The sequence below is a fragment of the Polaromonas sp. AET17H-212 genome (genome assembly GCF_002379085.1).
Classification (GTDB): domain Bacteria; phylum Pseudomonadota; class Gammaproteobacteria; order Burkholderiales; family Burkholderiaceae_C; genus Polaromonas.
This window is the reverse complement of record NZ_NBZW01000001.1, coordinates 149,183-164,714: the sequence shown is the minus strand read 5'-3', so window position 1 is coordinate 164,714 and position 15,532 is coordinate 149,183. Positions and strand designations below refer to the sequence as shown.

Here is a 15,532-nt window from a genome sequence, read left to right as displayed (position 1 = left end):
TCCGAGCGACTTATGATCCACAGCGCTTCCGTTGCGTCGACTACTGGCTACCGTTACTGCACAAACCTTAGATGGTGTTGCCGAATTGCAGTTTCGCGGTGTTGTGAAGCTCTCGAAAAGGCGCCATGTTGATTTATCTGACGGCCTTTCCGACTTCTTGAAGGTTCTGCCCAGCAAGCTTCATCCGCGCACGCGGCGCCGTAAGTGCAGGCCGCGAGTTCCGACATCACCGACCCGCGCTGGGCCAGTGGGAGTGCTGGTCATCGACCACGAAAGCATGCGCATGACGCACCCGATCGCCATTGTCGACAGCACCCTGGGTGTGCGTGTGCCCGGCCGGCAAGTCCGGGTGTTCGTGCTCGATGATGTCGGGATCGTCAGATGGCCAGACCATCGTGGTGACCAAGACGGCCAATGCGCCTGCACAGCCCAGCATCACGAACGTCGCGGTCATCCCAAAGCGAGTACCGAGCCAGCCGGCCAAGGGGTATAAGAACAGCCAGCAGGCGTGAGAAAGCGCGAACTGCGCGGCAAACAACGCAGGGCGATCTTCGGGGTTCGAGGATCGCCGCAACAAGCGCCCGGAGGGCGTCTGGGCAGTGGAGTAGCCAAGACCGAGCACGAACCACAAGACCATCAGCGAAGCATGTCCTACCACCAAGGTTCCCGCGAACAGGCCCGCGACCATCACCCCAATGCCGCCCAGCATCACACTGCGATCAGTCAGTTTCTCCAACAGGCGTGGCAAAACCAGTGCAGCCACCATGGAACCGGCGCCGAAACTGGCCAACGCCAAGGCCACCGCGCTCTGGGTCAGGCCCAACCCGGCCTGAACAATCACCACCGTGTTGACAAACACCATGGAGCCTGCCGCAGCCACGGCCCCATTGACGGCAAGCAGCCCGCGCAACCGGGGCGTGGCCAGGTAGATGCGCAGCCCGCGCGTGGTCCGGTCGTAGATACCACGGCGCTGCGGCGCCGGATGCGTCGGCAGGACCACCGATACCACCAGCGCTGCCGAGGCCAGGAAGCCCACCACCGTTCCGACAAACAGATCATGAAAGCCAATCACCGTGAGCAAAGCAGCAGCCAGCATCGGACTGACCAGGCTCTCCATGTCGTACGCAAGGCGTGAGAGCGACAAGGCCTTGGTGTAGTCCTTCTCCTGCGGCAGCACGTCGGGGATGGTGGCCTGGAAGGTGGGCGTGAAGGCAGCCGACGCCGCCTGCAGCACGAAGATCAGCACGTACACCTCCCAGATCTGGGAGACAAACGGCAGCAGCAGCGCCACAGCCGCCCGCACCAGGTCCAGTGTGACCAGCATGGTGCGCCTGGGCAGACGCTCCGCAAATGCCGCTGCAACCGGCGCCACGCCAACGTACGCGATCATCTTGATGGCCAGCGCCGTGCCCAGCACCATGCCCGCGTTGTCGCCGGCCAGGTCGAATGCCAGCAGCCCGAGTGCCACCGTGGCCAGCCCGGTTCCGATCAAGGCAATCACCTGAGCGGCAAACAAATGGCGGTAGGTGCGGTGGGCAAGAATGTCAAGCATCTAGTTTCTCGGGTTTGCAATGCTCGGGAGCTGTGAGAAGCCCGAGGTTCAGAGGTAGCGCGTAATTTCCCGGAATTCGTCCAGGGAGTGGCGCTGGCCGACACCCAGAGGGCCCACGAGATCTTCAAGGCAGTGGTCCAGATGGCTCTGGATCAAGGCTTTCTTGGCTTGCTGAATCGCTTTCTCCACCGCCTGCAGCTGTTGCGCGACATCGAGACAGGTTCGTCCCTGCTCCAGCATGTCCATGGTGCTGCTCAAATGCCCACTGGCTCTGCGAAGGCGTTTGATGATGGCTGGATGGGATGCATGTGTATGCGGTTGTTTCATGACAGATTTTATCCTCCCGGGGGGGTTACTATAATCCCCATCTTTGGCCTTGAAACTCAATTGCACCCCATGACCTTGCTTGTCTCATGCTCCTTGCGCCCTGACGGGGCAGCGCTGGGCGTGCGATGGCTGGTTCTGGTGGTGATCCTGTTCGGGACGATCATCTCCTCGATTGGGAGCACGGGCTCCCATGGCCTCGCAGTCATCGCAGCAGCGCTCCACGTCGCTCCGTCTTCCTCGGCCGAGTCGCACGGACATGTGCACGAGGACAGAGGTGGCGAATTGGCCATGGTGAATCAGAGCGCAGGTGCCGACCATCCCCACCATGGGGCGGATCACTCGCACGACAAAGCCCACGCCTTGCCCGTTGCCTGGAGTTCTGCAGCACCGCAGCTTCCCCATTGGTGGGGGCTGGTGCAACCGCGGATTGAAATGGTTCAGGCGTCCCGGTTGGAACGCCCGCCCATGGGCTGAGACGCTTCCTGTCCTCGCGCTGCGCCACGCAGCGTTTCCATTTTTTCAGACCATCGGAGTCTCCATGCACAGCTATGTTCACGACAGGCTGCCACGTTCGCCATGGGCGATCTGGCAATCCCGTCTCTTGCTTCTTTCGGCATTCTTTATTTGTCTTTTCGTTGGCGGCACAGAGGCCTTGGCCCACGCAGTCACCGCAGGGGACAAGGGCTACATCCAGGAAATTTCGGGCGTCAATCTGCTGCCCTTCATGTACCTGGGCGCCAAACACATGATGACGGGCTACGACCACATCCTGTTTCTGTTCGGTGTGATCTTCTTCCTCTACCGGATCCAGCACATCGGCATCTATGTGAGCCTGTTTGCGTTGGGTCATTCCACCACCATGATCCTGGGCGTTTACTTCAACGTCGGAATCAACAGCTACCTGATCGACGCGATCATCGGTCTGTCCGTCGTCTACAAGGCCCTGGACAACATCGGTGCCTTCCAGCGATGGCTGGGGTTCCAGCCCAACACCAAGATCGCGACCCTGGTGTTTGGCCTGTTTCACGGCTTTGGTTTGGCGACCAAGATCCAGGAGTACGAGATTTCACCCGACGGACTGCTACCCAACCTGCTGGCCTTCAACGTGGGTGTGGAAATTGGACAGCTGCTGGCATTGGCGGTCATCCTGATCGGCATGAGCTACTGGCGCCGCACACCCAGCTTCATCCGCCACGCCTACACAGCCAACGTCGCCATGATGAGCGCGGGCTTCATTCTGGTGGGCATGCAGCTCACCGGCTACTTTGTGTCCTGAACACCCAAGGAATATTCAACATGTATAACAGCGATACCCCCCTGCGCGCCGAACTGCCCTCTTCCAAACAGCTTGTGCGCTCCACCATCCTGGCCGTCATTTCGGCGCTGGTGCTGCTGGTTGCGGTCGTGCTTCCGGCCGAATACGGCATCGATCCCACCGGCATCGGTCGAGTCCTGCGTATGACTGAAATGGGCGACGTCAAGCAACAGCTGGCGGCGCAGGCCGCAGCCGATGCTGCCACCGCGACATCGGCAACACAGTCACCGGAGGCCGGAGCAGCGACGGGCATGGCTGCGGTCGATGCGACCCCATCGCCCGCAAGTCCAGCGGCGGCAACTACCCCGAAGGAGACAATCCAAGCTGCCGCCCCCAAGATTGAATGGCGCGACGAGATGCCCGTTACTCTGACTCCAGGAGAGGGCACGGAAATTAAGCTGAAGATGGTCCAAGGCGCCAAGGCTCAATATTCGTGGGTCGTCGAGGGCGGTGTGGTCAACTTCGACACCCACGGTGATGCATCTGGCAAGTCGATCAGCTACGAGAAAGGCCGTGCGGTTGCGTCAGATGACGGCGTGCTGGAAGCCGCATTCACGGGCAACCACGGCTGGTACTGGCGCAATCGGGGCAAGTCAAACGTCAAGGTCATCCTGCGCACGCGCGGTGACTACACCGATATCAAAAAAATGATGTGAATATCTCACCACCGCAAACTTGACTGCACCTTTTTCCACAACGCTAAAACCCTTACGACAATCCCGAAAAGGCTCTTTGGCAGCCTGATCCGCTGAACCAACTTCGAGCACCGTGCCGGGGCGCCAACCTTCGTCCCAGTCATACTTGCCTTCGTAGATGGTCTGACAACCGCCCAGAACCAACAAAGAAGCCATCGGCAGTAAATATTTAAACGTCAGCTTCATTCTGTTTTCCTTCACAGACAGATTTTTGATAGTGAGCGTGGAGGTTGACGGCAACGCACATTCACCTCGTTGCCTTTCGTCGCTTGTGAAATCGATCTGTCGTCACTCACTGTCCAAACCCCATATCAGGTGCGCGTCAATCAGCAGCCCGTAGTAAGCTTTCAAAGCGCCAACCTGCGCGAGCAATGCGCTATTGGCTGCAGCGGTGGTCTGCCGGCGCGCCAGCAACAAAGTTTGCAAATCTCCCTCACCGAGTGCGTAAGCGCGTTGCACCAGCTTGACGTTTTCCTGCATGGCGAGAGCGCCCTCGTTGGCAATCTGCAGGCTTTCATATGTTCCCCGGGCAGTGACCAATGCCGAGGCAATCTCGGTTTCGAGCTCACGCTTCTTGAGGTCAGCGGCATTACGGGCCACTTCAACGGCCGCCAGAGCCTTGGAACTGCGTGAATCGCGCAAGCCTCCAGGCAAGGGAATACTGAGGGTGATACCTGAAATCCGTTCGCGGCCACCGGCCTCCGATGCCGTGTAAACACCAAAAGTCGGATCGGGAACCCGGTCGGCCTGCGCACGGTCGGCTTGGGCTTGCGCTATACGCAACTGGGTCTGCACAACCTTGAGTTCGTCGCTTTCGCCAATGATCCGGTCACGCCACAGGGCCTCATCCTCAGCAATCAACATGGGGGCCGGCAAAAGCACGCTTTGGCGGTTGATGCCGGGGAAGCGGACCGACAGTCGAGCCCAGGCGGCCGAAGCCTGCGTTCGAGCATCGTTGTCCATCCGCTTTTGCTCCGCCAATTCGGCGCTGGCAAGGTTGAGATCAAGTTTGGATGCGTCGCCAGCACGGAGGCGTTTGTCTACCGCCTTCAGATTTTCCTGCACCGCCACAAGATTTGAAGCTGCCAGCTCGCGACCGCGTTCTGCTGCAAGCCAATCCACCCAGAGTGAAACCAGCTCTCGGGCGGATTCATGCAATGCCTCGCCGTACCTTGCCTCGGACTCTTCGATGGTGGCCTTGCCAATGTTACGGTCAGCTGAGCCCTTGCCTGGAAGTCTGATGGTCCGCTCAATGCCGACGTTCCACTCCCGGTAGCGTGGCCCGGTGTCGAGAGATCGCCGCTGCCCCAGTGCTTTGCCAGTCCATTCGTAAGGTGACTTGTCCAGGATGCTGGCCTCTTGCCTGGCAACCTCCAAACCTGCGCGCGCCGCAGCGACACGCGGGTCCTGCTCAAGCAGGGGACGCGCGATCTCTGTAGGCAACAGCCCGGGGACGTTCGGTGGTTGTAGTGCGTGGACAGAACCAGCCACCATGATCAGGGATGCCAAGAGCAGTCGAATTTTCATGCTATTTCCCCCGACTCGATGACTGGCGTTATCCAGTAGCGCAGGCCAGCACCAGAAAATTGCTCCTGGATGTCGCCCAGCAGAGCGTGCCGGTCGGCCTCAGGAATAACAACTTGCACTTGCGTCGCAAAAGCGCGACCGAGTACCTGCTCGGTCTGGTTAAGGCTGCCGAAAGCCAAGCCATGAGCAGCCGTCGGAGCACTAGTAAATACGGCCGCGTTGGGTGACAAAAGGAGCAGGTCGAGCAGTTTTTCCTCGACGGCTGGCGGGCAAAGGATGGTCAAGCAAAGTTCAGACATCGGAAACCTTTCGTTTCGGAAATGCAAAGCGTAAATACAGGATAGGCAACAACATCAAAGTCAGAGCTGTGGCCGTGATCAATCCACCGATCACGACGATGGCCAACGGGCGTTGTATTTCGGACCCCGGGCCGGTTGCGAACAGCAGCGGGATCAAACCGAAGGCGGTAATGGAGGCGGTCATCAGCACCGGCCGCAGCCGGCGCTTCGCTCCCTGCAAAACGACCTCACTCAGTTTCATTCCTTCGCTTTGGAGTTGATTGAAATAACTCACCAGTACGACCCCATTGAGCACCGTGATGCCCAACAAAGCGATGAAGCCCACTGATGCGGGTACTGACAGGTATTCGCCGGTTACCCACAAGGCGACGATTCCACCCACCAGCGCGAACGGAATGATGCTCAAAATGAGCAGGGCCTGGCGCATTGAGCGGAAGGTTGAAAACAGCAACACAAAAATCAAGCCGAGCGCAACCGGCACAACAACAGTAAGCCGGGCCGCCGCGCGCTGCTGATTCTCAAACTGGCCGCCCCAACTGATACGGTAACCCGTGTCCAGCGGCACCTTCTGGGTCACCAGCGTCCTCGCCTCTTCGACAAAACCCACCAGGTCTCGGCCGGCTACGTTGGCAATGACCACGCTGTAACGGCTCCCCATTTCCCGGTCGATCTTGACTGGGCCCGCCGCTCGTTCAAGTTTTGCGACGCTGGTCAAGGGGACCGTATTGCCATCCTTGGTCGTAATGCGCATGGCACCGAAATCGGCTGGCGACATCCGGACGCTTTCAGCACCACGCAAGACGATGGGCGTGCGGCGGTTACCCTCAATAACAACGCCCGCTCGCTGGCCTTCAATCTGCGTACGCAAGGCGTCTTGGATTTCCTCGACGCTCAAGCCCAGCCGTCCGGCCTGCAAACGATCCACCGCTACCCGCAGGTACTGCACCCCGTCGTTCTGCACCGTGTACACGTCCTGATTTCCAGAAACGGTCTTGAGCAGCGTCTCTACCTGATTCGCATACTGGTTCAGCTTGTCCAGGTCGGGGCCGAAAATCTTGACTGCCAGGTCGCCACGCACACCGATGATCATCTCGGAAACCCGCATTTCGATGGGTTGCGTGAAGCTGTATTCGATGCCAGGCATGGGATCGAGGACTTTTCGCACTTCGTCCATCAACGCTTCCTTGGATTTCATGCGCCACTCGCCCTGAGGCTTCAATAGCAAGTAGGTATCGGTCTGGTTCAGTCCCATCGGATCGAGGCCGATCTCATCGGAACCCGCACGGGCCACGATGCCATGCACTTCCGGGATGGCCTGCATGATGGCGCGATGAATTTTCAAATCGAGGGCAGCGCTTTGCTCCAGGCTGATTGACGGGAGTTTCTCTATACCGACGATCAAGTCGCCCTCGTCCATTGTCGGCATGAAGGTCTTGCCAACCTGGGTGTAAATCAACCCGGCGGCCACTAGCATGACTGCCGCAGCCACCGCAACGACACGCTGCCGCTGCAGACCCCAGACAAGCGCTGGTTCATAGAGTTTCAAAAGCTTGCGCGGTAGCCACGGGTCTTCGTGCTTGACTTCACGCAGCAGGTAAGACGCCAAAACCGGAATGATGGTCAACGACAACACCAGCGAACCGGCCAGGGCAAAGACGATGGTCAACGCAACCGGCACAAAGTACTTGCCTTCCAGGCCCTGCAGAGTGAGCAGCGGAAGAAAGACGGTGATGATGATCAAAATCCCGGCTGTGACCGGAACCGCTACTTCACGCACCGCCCGGTAAATGGTGTGCAACCGAGGCAGCTTGCCGGCCGTGGGATCGGTCGCCAGACGCTGCACGATGTTTTCCACGACGACCACGGCGGCATCGACCAGCATGCCAATCGCAATGGCCAGGCCGCCAAGACTCATCAGATTGGCCGACATGCCGAAAGTCCGCATCAGGATGAAAGTGATCAGTGCCGCCAAGGGGAGCACCATGGCTACCGTCAGCGCCGCGCGGATGTTACCCAGAAACAACCCGAGCAATACGATAACCAAGACAGTCGCTTCAATCAGTGCAGTCGAGACCGCATTAACCGCCTTGGAAACCAGCGAAGCGCGGTCATAAAAAGTCTTGATCTCGACGCCTGCCGGCAGGGTCGGCTGGAGTTCCTCCAGCTTCTTGCGTACGCCCTGCACCACCATTTTCGCGTTGGAGCCGGCCAGACCCAGTACCAGACCTTGCACGGCCTCGCCGCGTCCACTCTGGGTAACGACACCGTAGCGTGTCACAGTACCGATCTTGACTTCTGCCAGATTACCCAGGCGAATGGGTGAGCCGTCCTTCATGACCACCACGATGGCGCGCAGATCCTCCAGGCTGGTGATGCTGCCCTCGCTGCGGACCAGCAGGACTTCATCGCCTTCACCGAGCCTGCCCGCGCCATCGTTGCGATTGTTCGCCCCGATCGCTTCTTTCAGCTGAGTGATTGTTATGCCACTCGCCGCCATGCTGGCCTGATCGGGCACCACTTCAAAGGCTCTGACAACTCCCCCTAGCGCATTCACGTCTGCAACGCCCGGCACGGTCCTCAGCGCGGGACGGATCACCCAGTCGAGTACGCTGCGCCTTTCCGCCAGTGACAGCGACTCGCCCTCCACCGTGAACATGTACATTTCTCCGAGTGGAGTCGTGACAGGGGCCATACCGCCGGAGATGCCAGTCGGCAGGTTTTCTGTCAGGCCGCCCAGGCGTTCGCTCACCTGTTGGCGCGCCCAGTAAATGTCGGTGCCGTCCTCGAAGTCAATCGTCACATCGACCAGACCGTACTTGGTGACGGAGCGGAGAATTTTGGTTTTTGGGATGCCGAGCATCTCGACTTCAATCGGCACCGCAATGCGGCTCTCGACTTCTTCCGGAGTCATCCCGGGCGCTTTCATGATGATTTTGACTTGCGTACTGGATACGTCAGGGAACGCGTCGATCGGCAAGCCGCGCAAGGCATACCAGCCCGCACCGGCCACCATCAAGGTTGCCATCAGCACAAACAGACGTTGCGCCAGGGAAAATTGAACAAGGCGGGAAAGCATTACTTGCTCCCCTTTTCATTAAGCCATGCGCCCTTGAGTGCCACCACGCCACTGATCGCGACCTCCTCGCCCGCTTTAACGGGCCCCTGAACCCGGACGCGCTGACCGGAGCTGGCCGAAACTTTGACAGCTCTCGCTTCAAATCCGTCCGGTGTGCGCACAAACACGTAGCCCTGATCTCCGTCATGCGCCACGGCCGACAGTGGAAGATCCCATCCGCCTGCGGTGGCAGCTACCGGCAGTTCGACGGTCAGCAACTCGCCTGGGCGTACCTGGCCTGCTTTGCCCTGAACAAGGGCTCGCATCACCACCATCTGACTGCCGGACGCCACCATGGCGCTGCTGCTCATGATTTGCGCCGTGATGTCGCGCCCTTGAACTTTCAGCTTGCTGCCCGGTGCCCAGCTCGCGCTTTCGGCAACTGGCACCTGAATTTCGAGCCATAGCGTATCGGTCTGGGCCAGATGCATCAAAGGAGTAGCCGAGTCAACCCGTTGACCTGGCTTGGCTTTGATCTCGGTAACAACCCCCGCCTGCGTTGCGGCCAGCACCAGGCTGTCCTGGGGATTGCCAGAGGCAGCAACCTTGTCGATGGCCGCCATCGACATACCGCTCAGTCGCAATGCTGTTTTGGCCTGCTTCAGTGTTGCCTCGGCATCCTGCAAGGCAGCTTGAGCCTCTTGCACGCGGCGCTGCGCAATCAGGCCCTCGCCAAAGAGATCCTGCTCACGCTTGGCCGCCTGCCTTGCAAGTGTTGCACGTGCGTTCGCCTGGAGCAGTTGCAACTGCAGCTGACCGAGTTCCTGGCTGGCAATGCGAACCAAGGGCGCACCTGCTCGCACCATCTGGTTTGGCTGCACCAGCAACTGAGAGATCAGGCCCGTTACCGGCGAACTGATGACCTGCTCCGCATTTGGTGGGATCACGACCTGTGCTGGAAAACTGGTTCGCACCGACTCTGCCTGGTTTTGCAATGGCGCAGTCCGGATCCCCAATGCCTGCACTTGGCTGCTGGCGACAGCAAATTTCGCCGGCCGGTCTGTCGCCTGAGCAGTCAATGCGAAGGAGTACAGCGCCGCGGCGGCACAGGCGCATACGCGCGCCTGGAAGGACGGATTATTTATGTTCATGACTAACCTCAAGTAATGTCTGGAAACGTGCCAGGCATGGCTACGCCGCTCGATGAGCCGGGAGAATAAAAGCGCGTGGGACTCCGCGGCGCAGGCGGAGTTAGATGAAGGCGGAGCTTCGGGGAGGTCGGAAGGGAGGCTCAAGCTCCGCTACTGGCAGACTGGAGGAACTTGAGGCAGGCACCAATATCTGGGCTGAAGCATCCCAGGAAAAACTTGCAGTAGCGCTCGCCAGCATGTACAGCGTACTGACAGCGTGAAACAGCTGGTGCTCCAGTTCGTCGATCGGGTCTGCCTTAGACGCTTCGCCAGGCTCAAACGAACTTGTGTGGACGCTGTCCAGAGTTGCAACGCTTGTTTGACCGTGATGGTCCAAATCGTGGACAAATTCTTTCGAATGGAATCCGCGTGCACCCATGCTCGTCAGCAGGAAGGCCAGCATCAACATCGACAGAACGGTTCGAGTAGCTCTGCGCATTTACAGATACTTGGTAATGTCCTTGAACTCCGCAATGGAAGAACGCATTGCGGCAGGACCTGCCCCTGCGACCTCTTCAAGGCAGTAATCCAGGTGGTCGTGAATTACCAACTTCTTTGCCGCACCGATGGCGCGCTCCACCGCGTGAAGTTGTTGGGCAATGTCAATGCACGATCGCTCTTCCTCGATCATGGCAATAACATTTTTCAGATGCCCATGCGCCCGCTTCAGGCGCTTGACCACATCAGGATGAGCCGTATGAAGATGGTTTTCGGACATTGCTGGATATCCTACCCCCCAGGATAGGTTAAAGTCAAGTCATCAACGTCACAGATGAAGCTCATTTGGCAGGCCATGTCGGCATTTTCGAGCCTTTTGAGGGAACCAAAACATGCTTGAAGTCCTCGCCAACAGAACCTACCATGCATGGAAGTGTCAATCTCACCTCCAGACCACCATCGCTCCGCTGCAGCAATTCGAACGATCCGCCAAAGCGCTCGGCAATGGCGGCAACGATGGACAACCCCAGACCGCTGCCTCGGCCTGATCCGCGCCGCCAGAAGCGCTGCGTCGCCAGCGCCAGTTCGTCATCGCTGAGTCCCGGCCCGCGATCGAACACGTGGAAACTGACCGTTTCCGGCGAGCGGCGTATTTCCAGCCTGACGCTGTTGGATGCAGGGGAATGGCGCAAGGCGTTGTCAAGCAGGTTGCGCAGTGCGGTGACAGCCAGCGCCTGGGGCAGTGCCAGTTCGGCACGGATGCCGTCGCTGTCGAGCGTGATCCGCTCAAGCGCATGGGGTACTGCATCGCGCATCGCGAGGCGAGCGACTTCATTGGCATCAGCGACAGAGCCGTCTTCCCACGAAAAGGCGCCCTCGACCTGCGACAGCGTCAACAACTGGGAAAGGGTGTGTTGAAGCCGCGCCACGCCCTCTTCAGCGTAATCCATGGCCACCTCGGCGTCCGTGCCCTGGGTGATGCGCGCGACCTGGAGATGGGTCTTGATCGCGGTGAGCGGCGTGCGCAATTCATGCGCAGCATCGCTGGTGAAACGGCGTTCGCGGCTGATGGTCTCGCTCATGCGCCCCAGCAGATGGTTCAGGGTATTGACCAGCGGCAGCAAGTCGCGCGACATCGGTTTGTCTGGAATCGGTGTCAACGCGTCTGGCGTCCGGCTGGCCAGCACCTGCCGCAGGCGCTCCAGCGGCAGCAAGCCGCTTCCCACGCCGAACCACAGCACCAGCAGGCTGCCGACCAGGGCGGCGACAAACGGCGTGGCCGCCGCAACCGTCACATTGCGCAGCAGCGTATCCCGTTCGGTCAGGCGGTCAGCCGTGGTAACGCGCAAACCATTTGTTTCCAGGGTATAGCTGCGCCAGTGTTCCCCCCTGAGCTCACGTTCGGAAAAGCCGAGGGCGGCCGTTGCGAGAGACTCGGGCGTGGCGCCTGGCGTACGCGCGATCACCTCGCCGCGCATGGATACCTGGCACGCCAACCCTTTTGCCGCCACCGGCATGCTCAAGGTGGATGGGCCTGCTTTCCCGGTGCGGCCATCCCAGGCAGCGGGGTTCTGCGACATCAGTCCGGCTACCATATGGGCGGACATGGCAAGACGCTGATCCAGCGTGCGCTGCATTTCCTTGTCCAGACCGTGCAACATCCAGAGCGCGACTGCGCCCCACATCAGAATCATCGAGATGCCGATCATCAGCAACAGGCGCAGCCGAAGCGTCATGCTTTCCCCGCACTGAACCGGTAACCCACGCCACGCACCGTTTCGATCACGTCGGCGCCTAACTTTCGTCGTAAATGATGGATATGCACGTTGAGGGCATTGCTTTCGATCTCTTCGCTGAAATCGTACAAACTGTCTTTGAGCTGGTCGGGGCTCAGGATGCGTCCACCCGCATGCAGCAAAGCGGCCAGCAGTGCCAGTTCGCGCCGTGACAGGGCGACCGCGCGTCCGTGCAGGGAGACTTCACCGCTGGCCGGGTCCAGGCGCAAAGGTCCGTGCGTGATGACATCCACGCTGCGCCCGGCGGCGCGGCGCAGCAAGGCTTGCAGGCGGGCCACCAGCTCGTCGAGATCGAAAGGCTTGAGAAGGTAGTCGTCCGCGCCGGCGCGCAGCCCGGCGACGCGGTCCTGCACGGCATCGCGCGCTGTCAGGATGAGAACGGGCAGCGTCATGCCCTTGGCCCGTAAGCGTTGCAGCAGGCGCATGCCGTCCTCGTCGGGCAGCCCGAGGTCAAGAATCACCACGTCACAATGGGCGGCCGACAGGGCGGCTTCGGCATGCGCCGCGGTGCGCACGCCATCGACCGTCAAGCCGTGCGCACGCAGACCCGCCAGGATGCCGTGGGCAATCAGTTCATCATCTTCAATCAGTAACACGCGCATGGCCTGTCCTCCATGCCGGATAGTATCCAGGCCTTTCATTATCCCGGCGTTAACGCAGCCTTAATCCGGGCACGCAAAGATGGGTGCTTCATTTGATGTGAAGGCATTCATGCTGCGTTTGTTGTATTTGATCGTGATGGTGCCCGTGTTGTGGGCTCTGCCGGCGCACGCCGGGCAGGAATTCCTGCCGGTGGATCAGGCTTTTCGCCTGAACGTCAGCCGGGATGGCGACGGCCAGGTGCGCCTGAACTGGGACATCGGCAAGGGCTACTACCTTTATCGCCAGCAAATGAAGGTCGAAGCCGACCCCGTCGGTGGTGCGCTGCAGGTCAAGTGGCCGGCCGGCACGCTCAAAACCGATGAAACCTACGGCGAAAGCGAGGTTTACCACGACCAGGTCAGCGTCCTGGTCAAGGCGGCCGATGCCCGGGCGCTGACCATCGGCTGGCAGGGCTGCGCCGATGCGGGTCTTTGCTACCCGCCGCAAACCCGGCGCGTCAACCTGGCCGATGTCGCGGCAACGCCGGCAGCCCCGGCCGATCCGGCCGCGACCCGCCTGAATCCGGCGCCCCCGGGCGCGCTCGGCGAAGACCAGGACCTGGCCGAACGCCTGTCGCGCATCAATATGGGCTGGATGCTTGTCGTGTTCTTCGGCCTGGGCCTGCTGATGACGTTCACGCCCTGCGTGCTGCCGATGGTGCCGATTCTCTCCAGCCTGATCGCGGGCAGCGGCGCGAGTCCCAGGCGCGGCTTTGTTCTCTCGCTGGCCTTTGTGCTGCCGATGGCGCTGACTTATGCCGGTGTCGGCGCGGCGGCGGCGCTGGCCGGCGCCAATCTGCAGGCGGTGTTGCAGAACCCCTGGGTGCTGGGCACCTTCGGTCTGGTGTTTGTCGTGCTGGCGCTGGCCATGTTCGGCTTTTATGAACTGCAACTGCCCGCCGTTTTGCGCAACCGCCTGAACAACGCCAGCCAGGGCCGGCGCGGCGGCACGGTGGCAGGCGCCGCCACGATGGGCGTGCTGTCGGCGCTGCTGGTCGGCCCCTGCATGACCGCGCCCCTGGCCGGTGCACTGCTTTATATCGGCAATACCGGCGATGTCGTGACCGGCGCCCTGGTCCTGTTTGCCATGGGCATGGGCATGGGGGTGCCGCTGTTGCTGGTCGGGACGCTGGGCGCACGGCTGCTGCCGCGTCCCGGCGACTGGATGAACCGGGTCAAGGCGCTGTTCGGCTTTGTCCTGCTCGGCACCGCCATTGTGTTCGTGGCGCGGGTATTGCCTGCGGCGCTGACGCTGGGCTTGTGGGGCGCCTGGTTGCTGGCCATCGCACTGAGTTTGCTGGCGCTGCGTCAGAAGCTCCACACTGAAAGTGCCCGCTTGATGTCCCGTTACCTGGCGCTGCTGCTTGGCCTGTGGGGCGGCGCGATGGTGATCGGCGCAGCCGGAGGCGCCCAGAATCCCCTGCAGCCGCTGGCCTTCCAGGCAAGAGGCGTCGCGCCCGCGCAGGCGGCGGTCGGCAATGACTTCATGGCCCGCTTCGGGCCGCTCAAGACACAACAAGCGCTCGAAACCCGTATCGCCGAGGCCGGACAGCGCGGGCAGTGGACGCTGGTAGATTTTTACGCTGAATGGTGCGTGTCCTGCGACGTGATCGAGCGCAAGGTATTCGCCGAGCCGCGGGTGCAACAGGCTTTGGCCGGCATGCAATTGCTGCGCCCCGACGTGACGGGCAACAATGCGGACGATCAGGCGCTGATGCGCGCCCACCAGATTCTCGGACCGCCGACCATGCTGCTGATCGGTCCCGATGGCAAGGAACGCCGTGCCGAGCGCATCATCGGCGAACTCGATGCCGACGAATTTCTCGCCCGCCTGGCGCGTGCAAAACAAGGAACCTGAATGCTCAACGTCAATCTGGGGCCCTTCTCCGTGCAAGTCAGCCATCTGCTCGTGCTGGCGTCCCTGCTGGTGGCGGCCGGAGTCGGCCACCTGGCCGGGCGGCGTCAGCAAGCGGGCATCGTCAACGTCTTGTCCGACATGGCGTGGGCCGGACTGCTGGTCGCACGCATTGCCTTCGTCGCCACATGGTTTGACCTGTACCGCGACGCACCGTGGTCCATCCTGGACATTCGCGACGGTGGCTTTTCACCATGGGCCGGCCTGGCAGCGGCCTTGCTGGTGGCGATCGTGCACGGCTGGCACCGCGCGGCGCTGCGCAAACCGTTGGCCCTGGGCTTGACCGCCGGTGCGCTGGCCTGGGCAGCGATGTCGGGTGCGCTCGGCACCTTCGACAACACCCCCAGACCGGCCCTGCCAACCGTGGCGTTGACAACGCTTGCAGGCGAGCCGACAGACCTCGCGGCGCTCGCCAAGGGCCAACCCATGGTGGTCAACCTCTGGGCCAGCTGGTGCCCGCCCTGCCGCCGCGAAATGCCCGTCCTCGCCGAGGCACAGCAGCGGGAAACCGGAATCACTTTTGTCTTCGCCAACCAGAGCGAAGACGCGGCGACCGCCCTGCGCTACCTGAGCGCCAGCGCACTGAGTCTGGCCAATGTGGTGCTCGACCCCGGCGCCGAACTGGGCCGCGCAGTCGGCTCGACGGGACTGCCGACCACGCTCTTCTACGATGCCAGCGGACAACTGGCCGATACCCACCTGGGCGAGTTGTCGGCCGCCTCGCTGGCCAGCAAATTAAACCCATTGCGCACGCGCACCACTTTCTCAACCAAGGAATAGAT

Annotated in this window: 15 protein-coding genes; 4 read left to right on the top strand and 11 right to left on the bottom strand. The window is 60.9% G+C overall.

Annotated features, from left to right (window positions below):
* Nucleotides 1–226 precede the first annotated feature (226 nt).
* Together B7G53_RS00770 and B7G53_RS00765 are read right to left on the bottom strand one after the other, a co-directional pair.
* Nucleotides 227–1,552, bottom strand: coding sequence for an MFS transporter (locus tag B7G53_RS00770; protein WP_096662357.1), 1,326 nt, complete (start codon nucleotides 1,550–1,552; stop codon nucleotides 227–229).
* A gap of 48 nt (nucleotides 1,553–1,600) precedes the next feature.
* Nucleotides 1,601–1,879, bottom strand: coding sequence for a metal-sensing transcriptional repressor (locus B7G53_RS00765; protein WP_096662356.1), 279 nt, complete (start codon nucleotides 1,877–1,879; stop codon nucleotides 1,601–1,603).
* Nucleotides 1,880–2,531: 652 nt separating this feature from the next.
* On the opposite strand from B7G53_RS00765, the gene B7G53_RS00755 reads away from it, so the two are divergent.
* On the top strand, nucleotides 2,532–3,155 hold the full coding sequence (locus B7G53_RS00755; protein WP_441338952.1) for a HupE/UreJ family protein: 624 nt from the start codon (nucleotides 2,532–2,534) through the stop codon (nucleotides 3,153–3,155).
* A gap of 20 nt (nucleotides 3,156–3,175) precedes the next feature.
* On the top strand, nucleotides 3,176–3,850 hold the full coding sequence (locus B7G53_RS00750) for a transmembrane anchor protein (RefSeq protein ID WP_096662353.1): 675 nt from the start codon (nucleotides 3,176–3,178) through the stop codon (nucleotides 3,848–3,850).
* On the opposite strand, the gene B7G53_RS22375 is transcribed toward B7G53_RS00750, so the two are convergent.
* The 9 genes from B7G53_RS22375 to B7G53_RS00710 all read right to left on the bottom strand — a co-directional run bounded on the left by B7G53_RS22375 (nucleotide 3,788) and on the right by B7G53_RS00710 (nucleotide 12,796).
* On the bottom strand, nucleotides 3,788–4,075 hold the full coding sequence (locus B7G53_RS22375; protein ID WP_141396260.1) for a hypothetical protein: 288 nt from the start codon (nucleotides 4,073–4,075) through the stop codon (nucleotides 3,788–3,790). The genes B7G53_RS00750 and B7G53_RS22375 overlap by 63 nt on opposite strands.
* Nucleotides 4,076–4,177: 102 nt before the next feature.
* Nucleotides 4,178–5,416, bottom strand: coding sequence for a TolC family protein (locus tag B7G53_RS00745; RefSeq protein ID WP_096662352.1), 1,239 nt, complete (start codon nucleotides 5,414–5,416; stop codon nucleotides 4,178–4,180).
* Complete coding sequence (locus B7G53_RS00740) at nucleotides 5,413–5,715, bottom strand: DUF3240 family protein (protein WP_096662351.1); 303 nt, start codon at nucleotides 5,713–5,715, stop codon at nucleotides 5,413–5,415. Before B7G53_RS00740 ends, B7G53_RS00745 begins: the two co-directional genes overlap by 4 nt.
* A complete protein-coding gene (locus B7G53_RS00735; RefSeq protein WP_096662350.1) occupies nucleotides 5,708–8,791 on the bottom strand; it encodes an efflux RND transporter permease subunit in 3,084 nt (1,027 codons plus the stop codon). The genes B7G53_RS00740 and B7G53_RS00735 overlap by 8 nt, the downstream gene beginning before the upstream one ends.
* A complete protein-coding gene (locus tag B7G53_RS00730) occupies nucleotides 8,791–9,921 on the bottom strand; it encodes an efflux RND transporter periplasmic adaptor subunit (RefSeq protein ID WP_096662349.1) in 1,131 nt (376 codons plus the stop codon). The genes B7G53_RS00735 and B7G53_RS00730 overlap by 1 nt, the downstream gene beginning before the upstream one ends.
* A gap of 100 nt (nucleotides 9,922–10,021) precedes the next feature.
* The gene (locus tag B7G53_RS00725) at nucleotides 10,022–10,369 is read right to left on the bottom strand and encodes a hypothetical protein (protein ID WP_141396259.1); all 348 of its coding nucleotides are present in this window, start codon (nucleotides 10,367–10,369) and stop codon (nucleotides 10,022–10,024) included.
* A gap of 30 nt (nucleotides 10,370–10,399) precedes the next feature.
* Nucleotides 10,400–10,678 (bottom strand): metal-sensing transcriptional repressor, encoded by a 279-nt coding sequence (locus B7G53_RS00720; RefSeq protein ID WP_096662347.1) that lies wholly within the window; start codon nucleotides 10,676–10,678, stop codon nucleotides 10,400–10,402.
* A gap of 61 nt (nucleotides 10,679–10,739) precedes the next feature.
* Nucleotides 10,740–12,134: an ATP-binding protein gene (locus B7G53_RS00715; RefSeq protein WP_096662346.1), complete on the bottom strand. Its 1,395-nt coding sequence runs from the start codon at nucleotides 12,132–12,134 to the stop codon at nucleotides 10,740–10,742.
* Nucleotides 12,131–12,796, bottom strand: coding sequence for a response regulator (locus tag B7G53_RS00710; RefSeq protein WP_096662345.1), 666 nt, complete (start codon nucleotides 12,794–12,796; stop codon nucleotides 12,131–12,133). The genes B7G53_RS00715 and B7G53_RS00710 overlap by 4 nt, the downstream gene beginning before the upstream one ends.
* A 109-nt stretch (nucleotides 12,797–12,905) precedes the next feature.
* Here B7G53_RS00710 and dsbD point away from each other — a divergent pair, with 109 nt between their 5' ends.
* Together dsbD and B7G53_RS00700 are read left to right on the top strand one after the other, a co-directional pair.
* Complete coding sequence (gene dsbD, locus B7G53_RS00705; protein ID WP_096662829.1) at nucleotides 12,906–14,693, top strand: protein-disulfide reductase DsbD; 1,788 nt, start codon at nucleotides 12,906–12,908, stop codon at nucleotides 14,691–14,693.
* Complete coding sequence (locus tag B7G53_RS00700) at nucleotides 14,694–15,530, top strand: TlpA disulfide reductase family protein (RefSeq protein WP_096662344.1); 837 nt, start codon at nucleotides 14,694–14,696, stop codon at nucleotides 15,528–15,530.
* The last annotated feature ends 2 nt before the right edge of the window (nucleotides 15,531–15,532 follow it).